Below are 20512 nucleotides of genomic sequence, written 5' to 3'. Positions count from 1 at the left end.
TATGGCGTCCCCGGCGCGTCGGCACCGCTCGCGGCGTGGAGTCTGCCTCGCGCAGGTCGCCACGTCTGCTGCCGCTTGAGAACGGCTACCACCATGCGTGACAGTGGTGCAGTGGCCCGGTGCCTTGCCCGACTGAAAGCCGCGTGCTGTGGATCAATGCCTGGGTCAGATAGGTCTTTGCATCGCTGACGGCGTTGGCCAAGTCCAGTCGTTGCGGGCGCAGCGCGGCAATCGCGGCGGACAATGTGCAGCCGGTGCCGTGCGTGCTGGTCACATTCACGCGAGCGCCGGCCAACCGGGTGTGGCGGCTTGCTTCGATCAGCCAGTCTGGACTGAAGTCGCCTGGCAAGTGCCCCCCCTTGATCAGCACCGCGTGGGCGCCTAGCGCGTGTAGCGCATCGCCTTGGCGTGCCATCTGCGCTTCGTCGGCGGCGACGGGTTGGTCAAGCAGCGCCGCCGCTTCATGCAAGTTCGGCGTGATGATGCTGGCCAATGGCAGCAATCGCTCGCGCAGCGCATCAAGTGCATCGGGCTCGAGCAACGCGTGGCCGCTGGACGACAAGATCACGGTATCGAGTACCACGTGCGCGGGCTGGTACCGCTCTAGTACGGCAGCCACCGCGCGAACGATCGCCGCGTTCGCCAGCATGCCGATCTTGACTGCGTCAACGCGCAGATCGCTGAATACTGCGTCCAGTTGCGCAGTCACGACGTCGGCAGGTACCGGATGCACCGCGGTGACGCCCCGCGTGTTTTGCGCGGTCAACGCGGTAATCGCCGCGGCGCCGTATGCGCCTAGCGCGGAAAAGGTCTTGAGATCAGCCTGGATGCCGGCGCCGCCGCTTGGATCGGACCCGGCAATTGTCAGCACATTCGGAATCATAGGCTCCATGGAAAAAAGTGCGCGAAAAGCCACTCAAATAGTCATCCATGCCGCGCTGCGGCCATCGCCGCACGCGTCAATGCCCCTGCTCGCCGATCAACGCGACTGAATCGAACGCGCGCTGGTTCGCTGCGTGCCGGCGCATCACGCACCACATGGTCAGGCACACAAGGGTGCCGAACAGTACGATCACCAGCTGGATCGGCACGTTGAGCCAGATGAGCACGGCGTACAGGCACAGCATCACGAGCACCGACAGATTCTCGTTGAAGTTCTGTACCGCGATTGAATGGCCGGCGGACAGGAGCACATGTCCGCGGTGCTGCAGTAGCGCATTCATCGGAACGACGAAAAAGCCCGACATGCCGCCGACCACCATGAGGAAAGCATACGCGCATATCAGGTAGGCGGGTATCCGGATGTGGCCAATGTGCCATGCCCAGTCGGATGGAAAGAACTCCGGGGTATAGAATGACATCGTCATGACCAGCAGACCCATCATGATACCGACGGGCAGTACCGTCAGCGAGCGCTTGAGCGGCACGCACGTGGCCGCGAGCATTGCGCCGCCGGCCACGCCGACCGCGACCACGGCCTGCAGCACGGCACCTTCGGACAGCGTCATGCCGAGCGATACCTCGGCCCATTTCAGCACGATGAACTGCAACGTAGCGCCGGCGCCCCAGAACAAGGTGGTGACCGCCAGCGAGATCTGGCCGAGCTTGTCGCGCCACAGTGCGCCAAAGCACTCGGCAAAGTCACGGATCAGCCGGATTGGCCGGTGTTGCTGCTGTGGGTAGCGTGCGCCGGTGTCCGGTATCCACAGATTGAACACCGCAGCCAGTGCGTACACGGACATGATCACCACAATCGCCGATTCTGCTGCGGTGTGGGCGAACGACAAGTGCCGCAGCAGCGGTTGTGCGATGTGCGGACTGATCAGCGCGCCACCCATCACGGTGCCCAGGATGATCGACGCGACGGTCGTTCCCTCGATCCAGCCGTTGGCCACTACTAGGCGCTCTGGCGGCAGTAATTCGGTCAAGATGCCGTACTTAGCCGGCGAGTACGCGGCCGCGCCGAATCCGACGATACCATAGGCCAGTAGCGGATGGGCATCAGTCAACATCGTCACGCAGCCTACCATCTTGATCGTATTGGTGACGAACATGACGCGGCCTTTCGGCTGCGAGTCTGCAAATGCGCCCACAAAGGCGGCAAGTACAACATAAGACAGCACGAAAAACAGCTTCAGCAGCGGCGTCATCCAATTCGGCGCGTGAAGGTCTTTCAGAAGGGCTATCGCAGCGATCAGAAGCGCACTGTCGGCGAGCGAAGAAAAGAACTGCGCCGCCATGATGGTGTAAAAACCTTTCTTCATCTGATGCTGAGCTTGATTCCTCTGTCGGCAGCCGCTGTCGGGCTAACCCGTAGCATGAACTGCTCGAAATGGGTTGTGTGCACGGCTTTATAACACGAAAATACGAACGTTCAGAGTTAGCGCTCGCTTCAGCGACGCAGATCGCGCCGGCGATCGTGCACTTAAATCGTTGATTTGCAGCGACATTAAACTATCCAATCTATGCCTCGCCCGCTCCTTGCCACGATTCACACCGCAGCGCTTGCTAATAATCTTGCCGTTGCCCGCCGCCGTGCCCCGAAGTCCAAGCTCTGGGCCGTTGTCAAGGCCAATGCCTACGGACATGGCTTGGCGCGCGCGTTCCCCGGCCTGCGTTCGACTGACGGCTTCGGATTGCTTGACCTCGAAGAAGCAGTCAAGTTGCGCGAATTGGGCTGGGCCGGGCCCATTTTGCTGTTAGAGGGGTTTTTTCGTCCGACCGACATTGATGTGATTGACCGCTACAGCCTGACGACCACCGTGCATTGCGACGAACAATTGCGGATGCTGGAAATGGCGCGTCTGTCCAAGCCGGTCAACATCCAGTTGAAAATGAACAGCGGCATGAACCGGCTGGGCTATGCAGCCGGCAAGTATCGCGCCGCATGGGAACGCGCGCGCGCGTGCCCCAGCATCGGCCAGATCACGCTGATGACCCATTTTTCGGATGCCGAGGGTGAAAGCGGCATCCGACACCAATTAGAAGTGTTCGAACATGGCGCCGAAGGCATTGTAGGTGCGCGCAGCCTGTCGAACTCGGCTGCGACGCTATGGCATCCGCATGCGCATTTCGACTGGGTGCGCCCCGGCATCATGCTGTATGGCGCGTCGCCGTCCGGCGTCTCGGCCGCGATCGAGGGCCTCGGCCTGCAGCCGGCGATGACGCTCAGCTCGGAACTGATCGCGGTGCAGACGGTCGAGCCAGGGGACAGCATCGGCTACGGCTCGACTTTCAAGGCGCGCGAGCGCATGCGTATTGGCGTTGTGGCGTGCGGTTACGCGGACGGCTATCCCCGTTGCGCGCCCGAGGGCACGCCGGTCCAGGTGGGCGGGGTTCGCACGCGGGTTGTCGGTCGAGTGTCGATGGACATGTTGACCGTGGATCTATCCTCGTGTCCGAGCGCGGCGATCGGCAGCCCAGTAGAGTTGTGGGGGGGCGACGTGCCAATCGATGATGTCGCGGCAGCGTGCGGCACGGTCGGCTACGAATTGATGTGCGCGATCACGCAGCGCGTGTCGGTGCGCGCAGAATAACGCGGAGCAGGACGCGTGGCAAAAACAAAGACCGTTTTCGTCTGCAATGACTGCGGTGCGCAGTCGCCGAAGTGGCAGGGCCAGTGCCCATCGTGCCACAGCTGGAACACCCTGGTCGAGTCGGCTGAGTCGATCGCCGCGCCGAACCATCGTTACCAGGCACTTGCCAAGAGCCAGCCGGTGCGCAAGCTCGCCGAAATCGAAGCGTCGGACGTGCCGCGCTACTCGACTGGCATCGGTGAGTTCGATCGTGTGCTCGGTGGCGGTCTGGTCGCAGGTGGCGTCGTGCTGATCGGCGGCGATCCCGGTATCGGCAAGTCGACGTTGCTGCTGCAGGCGCTCGCCGAGATCGCGCACAAGCGGCGTGCGCTGTATATCAGTGGCGAGGAATCCGGCGCGCAGATCGCGTTGCGCGCACAGCGGCTCGGCTTGCTCGATGCGCCCGCCAGCCGGGTCGGCGACTTGCAACTGCTGGCAGAGATCCAACTCGAGAAGTTGCAAGCCACGATTGACGCCGTCAAGCCGAATATTGCCGTCGTCGATTCGATCCAAACCATTTACTCGGATACGCTGAGTTCAGCGCCTGGTTCCGTGGCGCAAGTGCGTGAGTGCGCGGCGCAACTGACGCGGATTGCCAAGCAATCCGGCGTGACGATTATCATGGTTGGCCACGTGACGAAGGAGGGCGCGCTTGCTGGGCCCCGGGTGCTCGAGCACATCGTCGATACGGTGCTGTATTTCGAAGGCGACACTCATTCATCGTTCCGGCTGGTGCGGGCGTTCAAGAACCGCTTCGGCGCGGTCAACGAACTCGGCGTGTTCGCGATGACCGAGCGCGGGCTGCGCGGCGTGGCTAATCCGTCGGCGTTGTTCTTGTCGCAGCACGAGCATACGGTTCCTGGTTCGTGCGTGCTAGTCACGCAAGAAGGGTCGCGGCCGCTGCTGGTGGAGGTGCAGGCGCTGGTCGATACGGCGCACGTGCCGAACCCGCGCCGGCTGGCCGTCGGCCTGGAACAAAACCGGCTTGCGATGCTGCTCGCGGTGCTACACCGGCACGCAGGCATCGCATGCTTCGATCAGGACGTTTTCCTGAACGCGGTCGGCGGTGTAAAGATCGCCGAGCCGGCCGCGGACCTGGCCGTGCTGCTCGCGATTCATTCGTCGATGCGCAACAAGCCGTTGCCTAAGGGGCTGATCGTGTTCGGCGAAGTCGGGTTGGCCGGTGAGATCCGGCCATGCCCGCGTGGCCAGGAGCGCCTGAAGGAGGCCGCCAAGCTCGGCTTCTCGATTGCATTGATCCCGAAGGCCAATGCGCCGAAGCAGCCAATCGACGGCTTGCAGGTGATCGCCGTCGAGCGCATCGAACAGGCGATTGACCGTATTCGGACGCTGCAGCAATAGGGGGACGCAATCGCTACTCTCGGCCGCACCGCCTATCCGTGCTTCAGGCGTGGGATTGGATGTTAACGTTCAACAAGGCGCTCATCGAACGCGCGATGGGTGCGAAAATGAATTTGCATTTGGGGACTGCGGTTAAGCACGTGCGCGTTGGCCGCAAAGTTATCTTTTCATCGATTACTGAGTTTGCCAATGGACTTCGATTTGAATGCCGCTTTAAACCCTCACTCCAGCTACGTGTGCGCAGGACAGGCGGGCCAACAGCCTGCCGCGTCAGTGCCGCCACGACTGTCTTCCAACGACGCGTTGACTCGCCCCTTGCCCACCCGACCGACGACGTATGATGACCTGCCGTCCGAACTGATTGCCCGGATCGGTGACTATGTACCTATTCAAGACGTGATGCCGTTCGCCACAGTCGATCGCCGCACGTATCATACGATGCAGACCCGGCGCCTCGTCCACCGCTATTGGCAGCGGGCAAACCAGGCCGTCAGCTTGGCGTCAGTCAACCAGCTGCTGGACGAAATAGGCGGTGCGTTGAGCAATCCAGCGCAGCATGCCGAACCTATTGACGCGCTAAGTCAGCGTCTGCAAGCGTTGCCAGAAGCCGAGCGAGTCGAGGCATTCAAGCGCGTGTTTGCGGCTGCGGAACGTATCCCGCGGGACGGCGTACAAATACAAAAAGCGCTATTACGTGCTTTTTTTATTTTTCCTCCGAGCCGGCGTGCTGAGCTATTCGACTTTGCTTATGCGATGGCGGAACGGCGCGCGCCCGGGCAAGACAATATCTGGGCGGAACTGGCTGACAGTTTGCAGTTCTTTTCGTCTAGCTCACCTTTTGCCGAGCAGCGTTATCAGGCGCTCTTGGCTCGGCTTGCGTCGCTGAAGGTATCCGAACAAGCGAAGCTCATCCCGGTATTGTCGAACTTGCTCCTTTACTCCGATAAGACAGACCCGCGCGTCCCTGAACGCTATGCGCTCTTACGCGGACACGCGTTACAACTGCCGCCCTCTCATCAAGGTGCATCGGTCGGCATGTTAGCGAGTTGCGTACGGATTTTGCCAAAAGCAGAGCAGTTTGCCCAATACACGCAGATGCGTGATTGGGCGCTGTCGCTGCCTGATGAGCAGTGGGGAATTGCTTTGCAGTATTTGCCTGAAGGGCTTGAAGAGCTGTCGTATGAACAACGTGCGCAGGAGCTGACGTTGCTTGAGGGTCATTTAGCGCGCGTGCCTATGTCACAGCGTGTTTCGGCAGTGTTTGGACTACTCAAATGCCAATTGTTTTTAGACGATGTACAAATGAAGCGGGCCTGGCGGCAAGGTTTGAACCTATTGAATGGTGCAGGCGAAGCCGCTTTATGGGATTTGCTTCGCCAACTTCGGGCCGCTTGGGTGTTATCTGAGTTCAGCAATTTCAGATGGGAAATGGCAGTGGAGGAGATTACGCGCTTTATGGAGGCCAGCCAGTTCTCCGAGCCGGCGCGGGCGCGATTCCGGGCCAATGTAGATTGGCTCAGAAGTGAGCCAGATAATATTAATGCGGCTGAACCCAGTATGCTTCGTTGATCCCAACGCCGGAACAGATACCGTCGTGCCATCAGCACGCTGGAAGGGTTCGCCGTTGTCGTCATGCAACCTGAGACCGCCGCGAGATGCTCACTGGCAAGATCTGACGTCTGGCAGACGAACCCACTGGCCATTAAGCCGGGCATCTTTGAACGCATCCGTCCCAATCTGGCCTTCTCCAGAAAGCACGCTATTGGCAGCGCACGGTTCACTCCTTCGGTGTCTTTTCCGCGGGCTGGGCAGAAATGATATTGGCGATAGGTCGGGTGCCGGCTTGTCCGCTGCTGGCAAGTTCTCTCACCTTATCCTTATCGCGGATACCAAGATATATGGAACCAGCGCCATCTAAATTGAGCGTGGAAACGTCAACCCCATTATCGGCGTTTTTATATTTTCCTGCTGGATCAGCACCAGTTGCCGTGATATCTTGCCATGAAACCATGTCCACACCCAGGCCTCGTTTGCCGCCTGTTGTTGTCAAAGTATGCATGATTAAGTCATCTGGTTCGCCAGACACCCCAGGACGCACACTCACCGCGGCCCGCTCATTGCGCTCGCTGGCATGAGTCAGCGCGCCAGCAAATTTGTTTAATGGGTTTTCCCCCTTAGCGTTGCGATATTGGAATCGGTCAGCGTTGCTGTCCAACTTCGTCTTCTGTCCATTCAATGCGAGTACTGGACCGCTCGTGACGCCGACCTTACCGTCCACTTGTAATTGACCGTAGTCATTCTGCCAAGGCGGAGCAACGTCGACATGATCGCCGCGAGTTGCGGTCGGGCCCACCGGCTTGCCAATATCACGATCCTTTGCTGATCCTTCATTTTTTCCTTGAATAATCTTGAGATTGGGCTTGTGCACGAAGTACCCGCCATTAATGAAGGCGGACCCCTCCGGCGCTGCTGCTGCAAGGTCGGAGGGGAGCTTCGGCCGTTCCCCCTCCTTCGTCCCGATCACCTGGCCGGACTCCGCTCCACCTTTTACAACAACCATATTGTAAGTCGCGATATTCCCATCTTTATCGCTCGGAAGCCTATCTCGGATCCTTTTAAGCGGCGTGTCTGGAGGACTCGCGCCGACAGAGCCACCTTTGATCGTAATCTGGATGATTCCCGTACCGTGGCTTTGTACCTTGATGATCTTCTCCCGCACGAAATGCCCTTTGGCTCGAGCGGCGAAACGAGAAAGTGCCTTGGCGGCGCTGGGATTGTCTTTAAGCTTATTTCGTATCGCCTCGAACTCGTCGGTGTTAGCTAATGGGCTGGTCGGTGCAGAGGATGTGCTCTTAGACGGTGACGGCGCACGGGGCGGCGAAGTTTGCGTATTCGTGTTCTGCGCTTCGAATTCGGTCTGGTGAGAAGTAATGGTCAGTTTCAATTTAGGACCCCTATTTGGTTCCACGGCAGTTATGTCGACAAGCTATTATTCAAGATAAAGCGATGTTGCCTCTGCCGTGAGTGAAAACGACGTGCTTCAGTTACGTTATAGGCGTGCTGTTTTGACTGTGATAGCGCAGCACGAAGTCCAGACGTCAAAAACGAAGCGTCTTCCAGCGGGTGGAAATTGGCTGAATAGAAGGACAAGTGACGGCCGACGCCGCATCATGCTGCGTCCAGCCTCTTGACGATGTGCGGGTCGTCGTCGCCGACCACCAGCGTGCGGCAATGGTGGCCGGCATGCACCGCCGGCCGATGTCCGGCACGGCCACACCGCTTAGCCGTTGGCGGGCGGCACGTAGCCCGACGCGACGTCCGCGCCTTCGCCAAAGAAAAATTTTTCAGTTTGTTTTAACAGATATTGGCGCGCGCGCGGATCGGCCATGTTCAGACGGTTTTCGTTGATCAACATCGTCTGCTGCTTGAGCCACGCCTGCCATGCTTCCTTCGAGATGTTTTCGAAGATGCGTTTGCCAAGCTCGCCCGGCAACGGCGGAAAGTCCAATCCTTCCGCCTCTTTGCCAAGTTTTGCGCAGTGAACCATTCGAGCCATCAGACTTCTCCTTTGATATGGGGGTGGGGCGGGGTGCCGACGTGCGGATTCCCCGCGCGTGCTCAGAGCTGCTTGATCAGCACGAGCGACTTGCGCTGCCAGTTGTACAGGCGGCGCCGGTCCTCGGGCAGGTCGTTGACCGTCGCCTTGACGAAACCGCGTTTGAGGAACCAATGCTCAGTGCGGGTCGTCAGCACGAAAATCCGCGTCAGGCCGCGCGCCCGGGCGCGTTGCTCGATGCGCTTGAGCAGACGCTCGCCATCGCCGGTGCCCTGCGCCTCCGGTGCCACGGTCAGGCACGCCATCTCGCCGATCCGCTCCTGCGGGTATGGGTACAGCGCCGCGCAACCGAACAGCACGCCATCGTGCTCAATGACTGAGAAATGGTCGATGTCACGCTCGATCTGGTGGCGGTCGCGCCGCACCAGCGTGCCGTCCGTCTCGAGTGGCTCGATCAGTTGCAGGATGCTGCCGACATCGTCCGGCACTGCCTCACGCAGGCTTTCTAGATTCTCGTACGAGATCATTGTGCCGACCCCGTCGTGCAGGAACAGCTCCAGCAGGATACTGCCGTCCAGCGCATAGGGGATGATGTGCGAGCGCGGCACGCCACCGCGGCACGCGCGGATCGCATGCTTTAGGTAAAAGTCCGCATCTGCACGGTCCAACTCGCCCGTATGAGCTTCGTAGATTCTCTGTGCGTCATCCAGCGACAGCTCACGGGTCAGTTCACCGTCGCCGTCGATCACGCCGGGCGTCTCGGTGATGAAGATCAGCTTGTCGGCACGTAGCGCGATGGCCGCGGACGACGCGACATCCTCCATCGACAGATTGAACGCCTCGCCGGTCGGCGAGAATCCGAGCGGCGACAGCAACACGATCTTGTTGCTCTCCAGCGAATGCCGAATCGATTCGGCATCGATCTTGCGCACCACGCCGGTATGTTGGAAATCGACGCCATCGAGTATCCCGACCGGCCTCGCGGTGACAAAATTGCCGGATACGACGCTGATATGCGCGTGCGCCATCGGCGTATTGGGTAAACCTTGGCTGATTGCCGCTTCGATGTCTAGCCGCACTTCGCCGGACGCTTCTTTGGCCGCTTCTAGCGCGCGTGCATCGGTGATCCGCATGCCGCCCGCGAACAACGACTCGACCTGGTGCAGGTTTAACTGTTCCTCGACCTGCGGGCGGGAACCGTGCACCAGTACGATCTGAATGCCCATCGCATGCAATAATGCGACATCCTGCACCAGCGCATTGAGCGCGCCCGCTTGCATCAATTCGCCGCCGAACGCGACGACGAACATCCGGTTGCGGAACGCATGGATGTACGGTGCAACCGATCGCAGCCATTCGACGAATTGAGCGTGATTCGCGGTGTATTCGATGGCGGCGCTCGTCTGGCCGCCGGCCACGGCGAGGCCGCTGGCCCTCGTGTCGCGGCGGGCGAGATCGTTTTGTGCAGTCATGGCCGGATTATAATGCGCCCCCATGTCCAATGTAGCCAAAAACCGCGCGGCAGATGCATCGCCGACTGATCTCGCTGACCCTGCGCGCCACGGCAGGCCGCCTGCTGCACGTCGCGCCGAGGCCCGACGCGCGTCCTCGGCGCACAACCCTGCGCCCAATCCGGTGCCTCCCGTCACGTTCCCGCAGGCGCTGCCCGTTAGCGGTCGGCGCGACGAGATCGCTGCCGCGATCGCGCACCACCAAGTCGTGATCGTCAGCGGCGAAACCGGATCAGGCAAGACCACGCAACTGCCCAAGATCTGCTTGGCGCTCGGACGCGGGCTGGGCGCGGGCGGCACCGGCCTGATCGGCCATACGCAACCGCGACGTATCGCGGCATCGGCGACGGCGCGACGCATTGCCGAGGAACTGGGTACGCCGTTCGGCGAAGTGGTGGGCTACAAGGTCCGTTTCACCGACAACCTGTCGCCGGGTGCATCGGTCAAGTTGATGACCGACGGCATCCTGCTCGCGGAGACGCAGACCGATCCGCTGCTGCGCGCCTACGATACGATCATCATCGACGAGGCGCACGAGCGCAGCCTGAATATCGATTTCCTGCTTGGCTATCTGAAGCAGATCCTGCCGCGGCGTGCTGACCTGAAGCTGATCGTCACGTCGGCTACGATCGATGCGCAGCGCTTTGCGCGCCACTTTAGCAGCGACGAGCGACCCGCGCCCGTCATCGAGGTCAGCGGACGATTGTATCCGGTCGAGATCCGCTATCGGCCGGTCGTCGGCGACGATGGGCGCGCCACGCCCGCACGGCGCGGCGCGGCGCCAGGGGCCGGTCCACTTGGCTCACCGGGCTCTGCGCCGGGCGCCACGGGCAGTATCACTGCCGCGCGTCAGGCCGAGCGCGACTTGCATGACGCGATCGTCGACGCGGTGGATGAACTGTGTCGCGAAGGCCCGGGCGATGTTCTGGTTTTCCTGCCGGGCGAACGGGAGATCCGCGACGCCGCTGAGGCGCTGCGCAAGCACCATCCGCCGCATACCGAGATCCTGCCGCTGTTCGCCCGGCTATCGGCCGCCGAGCAGGAGCGGGTGTTCCGGCCCGGCAATGCGCGCCGCATCGTGCTCGCCACCAACGTCGCGGAGACATCGCTGACGGTGCCCGGCATCCGCTATGTTGTCGACACCGGCCTGGCGCGGGTCAAGCGCTATTCGTACCGGAACAAGGTCGAACAATTGCAGATTGAGCCGGTGTCGCAAGCCGCCGCCAATCAGCGGGCTGGCCGGTGCGGCCGGGTGGCCGACGGCGTCTGCATTCGGCTCTATGATGAGCGTGACTTCCAGGCTCGCCCGCGCTTCACGGATCCGGAGATCCTACGCGCGTCACTGGCGTCGGTGATCCTGCGGATGAAGTCGTTGCACCTGGCCGAAATCGACGCGTTTCCGTTCGTCGAGCCACCGCCGGGCCGGGCCATTGCCGATGGTTACCAATTGCTCGCCGAGCTTGGCGCGGTTGACGACGACAATGCGTTGACGCCGGTCGGTCGCGAGCTGGCGCGCCTGCCGCTGGATCCGCGCGTGGCCCGGATGATTGTCGCGGCGCGCGAGCAACACGCGTTGCGCGAAATGCTGATCATTGCCAGCGCGCTGTCCGTGCAGGATCCGCGCGAGCGTCCGCTGGACGCGCAGGAGCAGGCTGACCAGGCGCATCGCCGCTTTGCCGACGAGCGCTCGGAGTTCATCACGTGGCTGAAGATTTGGGCGTGGTTTGAGGAAGCCGTTGCACACAAGAAATCGAACCGGCAACTGGCCGAAGCGTGCCGCGCGCAATTCCTCTCGCATCTGCGGCTGCGCGAGTGGCGCGACGTGCATTCGCAGTTGTTGACCGTGGTGCGCGAGCACGGCTGGCGGTTAAATGAGTCCGAGGCGACGTTCGAGCAGATCCATCAGGCGCTGTTGGCGGGATTGCTCGGAAATATCGGTCTGAAGGCCGACAACGATCCGCATTACCTGGGGGCACGGGGCATTCGTTTCTTCGTATGGCCGGGATCGACGCTTGCAAAAAAGGCCGGCCGCTGGGTGATGGCCGCGGAGTTGGTCGAGACCACCCGACTTTACGCGCGCACCGTCGCCCGCATCGAGCCGGAATGGATCGAGCGTGTCGGCGGCCACCTGATCAAGCGCTCGGTCGCCGAGCCGCATTGGGAAAAGAAGGCCGAGCAGGTGGTGGCGTTCGAGCGCGGCACATTGTATGGGCTGCCCGTCTATCAGCGCCGGCGCATCGCGTTCGGCGCACAGGATCCGGCACGTGCGCGGGAATTGTTTATTCGCGGCGCGCTGGTCGATGGCGAATTCGACACTCGTCTGCCATTCTTTGCGCACAATCGGCGGCTGGTCGCGCAAATTGAGCAACTCGAGCACAAGTCACGTCGTCAGGACGTGCTGGTTGACGATGAGTTGATCTACGCGTACTACGATGCGGCGGTGCCCGCGCAAATCCATACCGGCGCGGCGTTCGAGCGCTGGTATCGCGACGAGGCGCGGCGGCGAGGTAGCGACGGCGACAAGCTGCTGTTTCTGTCGCGCGAGGACCTGATGCGGCATGAAGCGGCCGGCGTGACGACGGATCTGTTTCCGAAACGGCTGGCGATGGCCGGCGTTGACATGGCGCTGAGCTACCATTTCGAGCCGGGCGCGGCGCGTGATGGCGTCACGCTGACCGTGCCGTTGTACGCGCTGAACCAAGTCGACGCGCGTCGCACCGAATGGTTGGTGCCTGGCATGTTGAAGGACAAGGTGCAGTCGCTGCTCAAATCGCTACCGCAAAAGCTGCGCCGACATTGTGTGCCGCTGCCCGAGTATGCGGCCGGTTTCGTCGAGCGCGTGTATTTTGCCGGGCAGTCGTTGATTGACGCGCTGATCGCCGATCTGCGCGAGCACAAGCAAGTGATGGTCAAGTCGACCGACTTTAAGATCGAGACGCTGCCGGCTCACCTGTTCATGAACTTCAAGGTGGTCGATGAGCACGGGCGCCAGCTCGCCATGGCGCGCAATCTCGCGCAACTGCGCGGCGAGTTTGGCGCGCAGGCGCAGCAACAGTTCCAGCGCATCGCGTCGGGTGCGGCCAGCGCGGCATTGGCCGATGGGCGGCAACCATTCCAGCATACGCAGGCGGCTGCGGCAAGCGCTGGTTCGCCGGGCCGCACGTCCAGCCGCACGTCGGGCGATGGACCGGCACCGGGTGCGTCGCGTGTGGCCGGACAGCCGTCAACCGGCCCGGCGCGAAACAAATTGGCGAACGCCGGCGGGCCGGCGCACGCCGAAGCATCGGATACGGCGCGGCCGGCCTGTACCGCGCTGTATGAGAACCTGACGACGTGGAATTTTGGCACGCTACCCGAGTTGCTCGAGATCCAGCGTGGCGGCCAGACGCTGTTCGGCTATCCGGCCCTGGTCGATCGTGGTGGGCACTGCGACGTCGAAGTCTTTGATTCGCCTGCGCAGGCCGAGCATATCCATCGCGCCGGTCTGCGCCGGCTGTTCGCACTGCAGTTGCGCGAGCCGATCCGCTATCTGGCGAAAAACTTGCCAGGACTACGCGAAATGTCAATGCAGTACATGGCACTCGGCACGCAGGAGGAACTGCGCGACCAATTGATCGAGGCCGCGCTGGACCGTGCCTGCCTGCAGTCGCCGTGGCCGCACGACGATGCTAGCTTCGCGGCCCGGCGCGATGAGGGCCGGGCTAGACTGTCGCTGCTCGCCCAGGAACTCGCACGGCTGACCGGCCAAATCCTCGCCGAGTACGCAGCGCTCGTGAAGAAGCTCGCGCAAGCCAAAGGCTTTGGCGCAGCCCACGCGGACATGCAGCAGCAGTTGGCCGCGCTGATGACCCGCCGCTTTGTGATCGATACGCCTTACGCCCAGCTTGCGCATTTCCCGCGTTATTTAAAGGGCATGTCGTTGCGCATTGACAAGCTCAAGGTGGACCCGGCGCGTGACCAGCGGCTCGCGGCCGAGTGTGCGCAGCTCATGCAGCCATACCAGCGTGCGTTGTCGCAGCGCGGAGGCGCAGCCGATGCACGGCTCGTAGAGTTCCGCTGGCTCCTCGAGGAGTTGCGCATCTCGCTGTTCGCGCAGGAACTGCGTACGCCGATGCCGGTGTCTGTCAAGCGGCTGCATAAGGTATGGGAATCGATGCAGCGATGACGCGCGACATGCCGGCACGTTTGCCCCGATGCGCGATTCGTTCCGGGCCCTCGGCAAAGTCCGTACAATAGACGCAGTTTTCCTGTCTGGGTGTCCATGCTCAATTCCAACCGCTGTGTACAGGCCCGCCGCGTGGCCGGCTCGCTTGCCGCCGCGCTCGTGTGTGTCGCGCTGGCTCCGCTGGCTGTCGCCAACAACGTCATCGTCCTGAACTCGGGTAAAGCCACGCTGTCACTAATCGACCAGGCGTCGCGGCAAGTCGTCGGCACTGTGCCGACGGATAAGGAGTCGCATCACTTGATGCCGACTCTGGATAATATGTCGCTGATCGTCGCAAACTCGGTGTTCAACAACCTGATGTTCGTTGATCCGAAGTCCGGCAAGGTGCAGCGCTGGGTCGAGGGCATCGAGGATCCGTACCAGATCGATTTCTCGCCGGATCGAAAAGGGTTCGTATCGACCGGCCTGCGGCTGGACCGGCTGGACGACAGTCGTACCGCGTCCGTGACGCTGCAGGTGTCGGGCCGCCTCATGAGCCCGACGTCGCATACCGCGCGCATCGCACCACCGTGGCCGACACCACGTCTTTGCCAATGAACGAGTTGCTCGGTTCGTTCGGTCGTGCGCTGCTGGGCATGCTTCATCCACGAATGCTGTGGTTGACCGTGTTGCCGTTTTTGCTGACCGCGCTGGGCTGGGGAGCGGTGCTGTGGTTTGGCTGGGAAGGATGGGTCGGTGCGGCGCACGGTTGGCTGTCACACTGGGGCTGGACTGCATCGATCAATTCGCTGCTCATGGGGATCGGCTTCGGCCACGTACAAATGGTGCTCGCGCCGCTCGTCGTTGTCGCGATCGCTGTGCCATTGATCGTGTTGACCGTATTGCTGATGATTGCCGCGATATCGATGCCGGCGGTGATCCGCCATCTCGGTGCGCGCCAATTCGCCGATCTGGAGCCCTTGCGCGGCGGCACGCTGCTCGGCAGTCTGCTCCACTCGATCGCGGCCACGTGCATCTGCGTGCTGCTGCTGGTCGTCACGGTTCCGCTGTGGCTCGTGCCGCCGCTGTTCGCCGTGATCCCGCCGCTGCTGTGGGGCTGGCTCACCTATCGCGTGATGACCTATGATGCGCTGGCATGGCATGCAAGCTTGGATGAGCGGCGCATGATTTTTCGCACGCACCGCGTGCCGCTGCTCGCGATCGGCGTGATGTGCGGGATGCTCGGCGCGGTCCCAACGCTGCTGTGGGCATCCTCCGTGTTGATGATCGTGCTGTTCCCATTCGTCGCGATCGTGTCGATCTGGCTGTACGTGTGTATCTTCGTGTTTTCCGCGCTGTGGTTCGCTCATTATTGCCTGAGCGTGCTGCGGCGATTGCGTGCGCGACACCATGGGACTGACCGGCAACCAACGCAAGCGCGCCCGCCAGGATCGGCGTAAGCTGCGTGCCGTCTGAAACGATCAAGGGGATCCCATGGGGTTCGGCATTATCATCATTGGCGACGAAATCCTGTCCGGACGGCGTGTTGACAAGCATTTGCCGAAGGCCATCGAGTTGCTTCGCGCGCGGGGGCTGGCGCTCGCGTGGGCCGAGTACAATGGTGACGAGCGCAGACGAATCACTGCCACGCTCAAGCGCACCTTCGACTCCGATGACATCGTCTTCGTGACTGGGGGCATCGGCGCGACGCCGGACGATCATACGCGGCAGTGTGCGGCGGCCGCGCTCGGCGTGCCGCTGGAACTGCACCCACAGGCCCGGCAACTGATCGCTGAGCGGATTATTGAAACCGCACCGACCGGCCAGGCGGACCTGGATGCGCCGGATAACCGGCATCGCTTCAACATGGGCGTGTTCCCGCAGGGCGCCAGCATCATTCCAAACAGCTATAACAAGATTCCCGGCTTTTCGGTGCGCAATCATTATTTTATGCCGGGGTTCCCTGTCATGGCATGGCCCATGATGGAATGGGTGCTCGATACCCATTATGCCCATTTGCATCACGGCACGCCGCATGACGAGCGCTCATTTCTGGTATTCGAGTTGCCTGAGTCCGCGCTCACGCCGCTGATGGAGCGTATCGAACGCGATTTTGTCAGCGTACGTGTCTTCAGCTTGCCCAGCGTCGGCGATGTCGAGCACGGTGGGATCTATGCGCGACGGCATATCGATTTGGGCGTGAAAGGTGACCCGGAGGCCGTCGCCGCCGCGTATAGGCTGCTACGTGAAGGCGTACATATGCTTGGAGGAGAAATTTTCGAGCCGGAAAGCTGATTATTGAGCGCAATATTGAAATTATCATGCGCAATGTTGTGGCCCTTATATCTGAATCGATGAAGGTCATTTGTCACAACATGGGTTTTTGTCATTTAGGCTAAACGACGCGATAATGGCTCCGCGGCCGATCCGGCGACACGCCGCGCCGCCGCGTGCTTGTCATGCCGTTTCGCGCGTGCGCCGAATCGGGCATTGCTGTGCGCATTGTTTCGCCAACGCCAGAACGCTGTATGAGACTGATCACCAAAGGGCTGCTGCTGATCGCGATTCCGAGCCTCGTTGAGCTTGGCTTATTGGTCGGCGTGATGCGTACCCAGGCTGAGGCCCTGGAAGCGGAGCAGTGGGCAGTGCGGAGCAAGGAAGTGCTGAGTCAGGCCACTGCCGTGCTCGACCCAGTGCTCGTCGATGCCGTGCGCATGCGCGGCGCCGTGATTGACGGGTATGGACAGGTATGGACGCCGCCCAGCCAATGGGGCGAGATCGACCGTCGCATTGACCGATTGATCGAACTGGTTGCCGACAATCCGTTGCAGGTCGAACGCGCGGTGCAGATCCGGCAAAGCGCACAGGCATACCGGCAGTGGAGTGAGCGTTCGCAGGAACTGCTTCGGCACGGTCATCAAGCGGGGCTTGTAGCCCGCTTTCGCGAGATCAATGGCCACGATATCGTCGATTACTTCCGTGCGCAGGTCGCCGCGTTGCAACAAGAGGAAATGCGGCTGGACAGCGTGCGCACCGAACGTGTCGCCGAGGCGCGCCGCATGCAGCAGGTGCTGCTCGTGTCGGCCGTGGTCGCGTCGATCATTACCGGCGCCATCGCGGTCTACGTGTTCACGTCGAGCGTGCGACGGCGGCTGCGCACGCTTGCGGACAACACTAAGCAGCTCGCGAACAATGCGCCGCTCGCACCGATGCTCGGGGGCGACGATGAAATCGCCGAGTTGGACCTCGCGCTGCACCAGACGAGCCGACGCCTGCTTGAAGCGGAGCGCATCGAGTCGCGCTATCGGTCTGATCTCGCGCATCAGGCCGAGGAACTCGGCACGATGAACGAGCATTTGCGCGAGCGTACGCAAGAAAACGAAATGTTCATCTACAGCGTGTCGCATGACTTGCGCGCGCCGCTGGTCAACCTGCAAGGATTTTCGCAGGAACTGAGCTTGGCGTGCGACTCACTGCGCCAGATACTGGCGCGCAGCACGCTGACCGACACACAACGGCGCCGGCTGTTGCGGATTGTCGACGACGATATTGCCGAGGCGTTGCGCTTTCTGCAAACAGCGGTGATGCGCTCGGCCAGTATCATCGACGCGTTGCTGCGGCTCTCGCGCGCGGGCCGGGTCGAATACCGACCGCAACAAGTCGATGTGCAGGCGGTGGTGTCCCGCGTGGTGGATGCCATGCGCGACTCGATCAAGAGCCGGGGCGTGACTGTGAAGACGCATTCGTTGCCGTCCGCATGGGGCGATCCGACCGCGGTCGAGCAAGTCTTCGCGAACTTGATTTCCAATGCGGTCAATTATCTTGATCCGAGCCGCGCTGGCGAGATCGAAATCGGTACGCGTCCGAACCCGGTCGGCGTACACTCGTTACGCATTTACTACGTGCGCGACAACGGATATGGCATTCCCGCGTCGGCACTGCCCAAATTGTTCACCGCGTTCCAGCGCTTGCACGGTGGCGCAGCCAAGGGTGAGGGTATTGGACTGGCGCTCGTGCGCCGTGTTGTCGAGCGACACGGTGGCAACGTGTGGGCCGAGTCCAGTGAAGGATTCGGCTCGACGTTCTACTTGTCGCTGCCCGAATCTAGCAGTGCACATGAAGCGTTGCGTGCGGCAGCACTGAACACGCTGGCCCGCGTCAACGCGGGAGCCAGGGCCGCGCGCGTCGGTCGCTTGCGCCCAGGTAGCGGGCTGGAGCCCGGCGCCAGCGCTTTGGCTCCGGACCGTCCGTTGCCTACTCACTCGACGTTCCCCGTATGACGCCTGCTTCTCATCGAGTCGATTCGTCACCCGGAGTATTGGGTGCGGATGGCCAGCCGGCTGCCTGTGCACTGATTATCGATGACGACGAGGGTCTGCTTAGCCTGGCCCGCCGCGCGCTTACCCGCGCCGGATTCGACGTGGTGACGTTGACGGGCACGCAGGCCGCGCGCGCGTGGCTGGACAGCCGGGGCCAGGAGCGGTGGCCTGACGTGCTGGTCGTAGACTATGTGCTCGGTACTGCCGAGACGGGGCTTGACTTCCTGCGCTCGTTACGCATGCAGGGCACGATGCTGCCCGCCATCCTGTGCACCGGCTTTGCCGACGAGACGCGGGTGATCGAGGCACTGCGCTCGGGCGTCGCGGACGTGGTGCCCAAGACCTCCGATTACCTTGATTACTTGCCACAGGCAATCGAGCGCGTGTTGGCGCAGAAGCGCGCGCAGCGGGAAATTGCCGAGGCGGAGCTGGTTCGTGCAAGGGAGTTGCACTACCGGACGCTGGCGGAGGCGATCCCGCAACTGGTCTGGACTGCGTTGCCCGACGGACGGATCGATTTCGCGTCCAAGCAGTTGCTGTCCTACACGGGTATGGACGCGCCGTTACTACTTGGCCACGTGTGGCCGGACGTGCTGGTTCATCCTGAGGATCGCGAGCATACTGTACAGCGTTGGTCCGACGCTTTGCGCGACAGTAGCGATTACGATGTCGAACATCGGCTGCGGGCTGCCGACGGCGCATGGCGCTGGTTCAAGACCCGGGCCGCGCCGCTGCTGGACGGCGCCGGCCGGGTTAGCAAGTGGTTTGGCACGTCGACCGACATCGACGACCAGAAGCTGGCTGCGCAGGAGCGTGAGCATTTGCTCGCGAATGAGCGGCAGGCTCGCTCGGAAGCGGAGCGAGCATCCAGGCTCAAAGACGAGTTCGTCGCCACGCTGTCGCACGAACTGCGCACGCCGCTGAATGCCATCGTCGGATGGGCCCAGTTGCTGCTGCGTGACGCGTCCGATCCGGCTCGCGTCGAGAAGGGCCTGCAGGTGATCCACCGCAATGCACGGCTGCAATCGCAGATGATCGATGATCTGCTGGACATGTCGCGCATCATGGCGGGCAAGGTGGGGCTCAACGTGCAGCGCGTCGAACTGGTCGATGTGATCACCGACGTGATCGCGACCGTACAGCTAGCAGCCGACGCGAAGGAGCTTCGCGTCATGCCAGTGCTCGGCGCGCCGGCAGTGGTCAATGGTGATCCCGCTCGGCTGCAGCAGATTATTTGGAATTTGCTGACCAACGCAATCAAGTTTACGCCCCGGCGTGGACGCGTGGCGGTCACGCTAACCAGCGGCGACGGCGAGGCGCGACTAGTCGTCAGCGATACGGGCTGTGGTATCCGCGAGGCGTTCCTGCCGCACGTATTTGAGCGTTTCCGACAGGAGGACGCGAGTACCACACGCCAGTTTGGCGGCCTAGGGCTGGGGTTGTCGATCGTCAAGGAACTGGTCGAGATGCATGGAGGCCATATCACCGCGGCCAGCGAGGGTGAACAGCGTGGCGCGACATTTACGGTGACGCTGCCCACGGTGACGACCGGCGCCGACACGCGCCGCGGCGCAGTGGCACCGATCAGCGCGCAGCCGAATACGGCGCTACCGCGTCTGGATGGCGTTCACGTGCTGGTGATTGAAGATGAAGCCGATGCGCGTGAACTCGTGCAGCGCGTGCTCGAGGAGCGCGGCGCACAGGTGAGCGCGGTGGCGTCCGTGCGGGACGCGTTGCAGGCCTTTGACGACGGCACGCCCGATGTCGTCATCAGCGATCTGGGCATGCCGGAGGAAGACGGTTTCGCATTCATCGCACAGTTGCGCGAGCGCGAGGCGGCGCGAGGTGGAATGACGCCGGCCGCGGCATTGTCCGGCCGGGTCCACGGCGAGGATCGCCGGCGCGCACTGATGGCCGGCTTCCAAACGCACTTAGCCAAGCCCGTCGACCCGGCCGATCTACTGCTGGCGATCGCATCGCTGGTCGGTCGCGCGCCACCAGCGGTTAGCGCTTAGCCGACGTATTAACCCACGCCAGCCCGCTCC

Annotated in this window: 13 protein-coding genes and 1 pseudogene; 9 read left to right on the top strand and 5 right to left on the bottom strand. The window is 62.0% G+C overall.

All coding sequences use genetic code 11. The annotated features are described in order from the left end of the window. Positions 1-85: 85 nt before the first annotated feature. Complete coding sequence (gene thiD, locus RA167_RS13925; RefSeq protein ID WP_076788179.1) at positions 86-892, bottom strand: bifunctional hydroxymethylpyrimidine kinase/phosphomethylpyrimidine kinase; 807 nt, start codon at positions 890-892, stop codon at positions 86-88. Between the two features lie 67 nt (positions 893-959). Beyond that, positions 960-2264, bottom strand: coding sequence for a lysophospholipid transporter LplT (gene lplT, locus RA167_RS13920; protein ID WP_076788178.1), 1305 nt, complete (start codon positions 2262-2264; stop codon positions 960-962). A gap of 201 nt (positions 2265-2465) precedes the next feature. Between lplT and alr the strand changes: the two genes are divergently transcribed. From alr to RA167_RS13905, 3 genes are all read left to right on the top strand, one after another. Continuing rightward, the gene (gene alr, locus RA167_RS13915; protein WP_076788176.1) at positions 2466-3536 is read left to right on the top strand and encodes an alanine racemase; all 1071 of its coding nucleotides are present in this window, start codon (positions 2466-2468) and stop codon (positions 3534-3536) included. Positions 3537-3551: 15 nt separating this feature from the next. After that, complete coding sequence (radA, locus tag RA167_RS13910) at positions 3552-4937, top strand: DNA repair protein RadA (RefSeq protein ID WP_076788174.1); 1386 nt, start codon at positions 3552-3554, stop codon at positions 4935-4937. A gap of 189 nt (positions 4938-5126) precedes the next feature. Further along, positions 5127-6506 carry a hypothetical protein gene (locus RA167_RS13905; RefSeq protein ID WP_076788172.1) on the top strand — a complete coding sequence of 460 codons (1380 nt, stop codon included), beginning with the start codon at positions 5127-5129 and terminating at the stop codon, positions 6504-6506. Positions 6507-6714: 208 nt separating this feature from the next. On the opposite strand, the gene RA167_RS13900 is transcribed toward RA167_RS13905, so the two are convergent. From RA167_RS13900 to argA, 3 genes are all read right to left on the bottom strand, one after another. Beyond that, the gene (locus RA167_RS13900) at positions 6715-7881 is read right to left on the bottom strand and encodes a hypothetical protein (protein WP_139337197.1); all 1167 of its coding nucleotides are present in this window, start codon (positions 7879-7881) and stop codon (positions 6715-6717) included. A gap of 336 nt (positions 7882-8217) precedes the next feature. After that, a complete protein-coding gene (locus RA167_RS13895; RefSeq protein WP_076788169.1) occupies positions 8218-8493 on the bottom strand; it encodes an oxidative damage protection protein in 276 nt (91 codons plus the stop codon). Positions 8494-8555: 62 nt separating this feature from the next. Beyond that, the gene (gene argA, locus RA167_RS13890; protein ID WP_235090864.1) at positions 8556-9965 is read right to left on the bottom strand and encodes an amino-acid N-acetyltransferase; all 1410 of its coding nucleotides are present in this window, start codon (positions 9963-9965) and stop codon (positions 8556-8558) included. A 22-nt stretch (positions 9966-9987) separates the two neighbouring features. Between argA and hrpA the strand changes: the two genes are divergently transcribed. The 6 genes and pseudogenes from hrpA (at position 9988) to RA167_RS13860 (ending at position 20482) form a co-directional block, all read left to right on the top strand. Further along, positions 9988-14169, top strand: coding sequence for an ATP-dependent RNA helicase HrpA (hrpA, locus tag RA167_RS13885; protein WP_076788168.1), 4182 nt, complete (start codon positions 9988-9990; stop codon positions 14167-14169). Between the two features lie 96 nt (positions 14170-14265). Further along, positions 14266-14700: pseudogene (locus RA167_RS13880) on the top strand (YncE family protein); the annotation flags it as partial. A gap of 62 nt (positions 14701-14762) precedes the next feature. Further along, positions 14763-15608, top strand: coding sequence for an EI24 domain-containing protein (locus RA167_RS13875; RefSeq protein ID WP_076788166.1), 846 nt, complete (start codon positions 14763-14765; stop codon positions 15606-15608). A gap of 34 nt (positions 15609-15642) precedes the next feature. Further along, positions 15643-16443, top strand: a complete 801-nt coding sequence (locus RA167_RS13870; RefSeq protein ID WP_076788164.1) for a competence/damage-inducible protein A — start codon at positions 15643-15645, stop codon at positions 16441-16443. Positions 16444-16676: 233 nt separating this feature from the next. Continuing rightward, complete coding sequence (locus RA167_RS13865; protein WP_076788163.1) at positions 16677-18428, top strand: sensor histidine kinase; 1752 nt, start codon at positions 16677-16679, stop codon at positions 18426-18428. Beyond that, entirely contained in the window at positions 18425-20482 is a 2058-nt protein-coding gene (locus RA167_RS13860) for a hybrid sensor histidine kinase/response regulator (RefSeq protein WP_076788161.1), read from the top strand. The genes RA167_RS13865 and RA167_RS13860 overlap by 4 nt, the downstream gene beginning before the upstream one ends. Positions 20483-20512: the final 30 nt, after the last annotated feature.

The sequence above is a fragment of the Mycetohabitans endofungorum genome, assembly GCF_037477895.1.
GTDB lineage: Bacteria > Pseudomonadota > Gammaproteobacteria > Burkholderiales > Burkholderiaceae > Mycetohabitans.
Note: the sequence above shows the minus strand (reverse complement) of the source record. Positions and strands in the feature narration are given on the sequence as shown.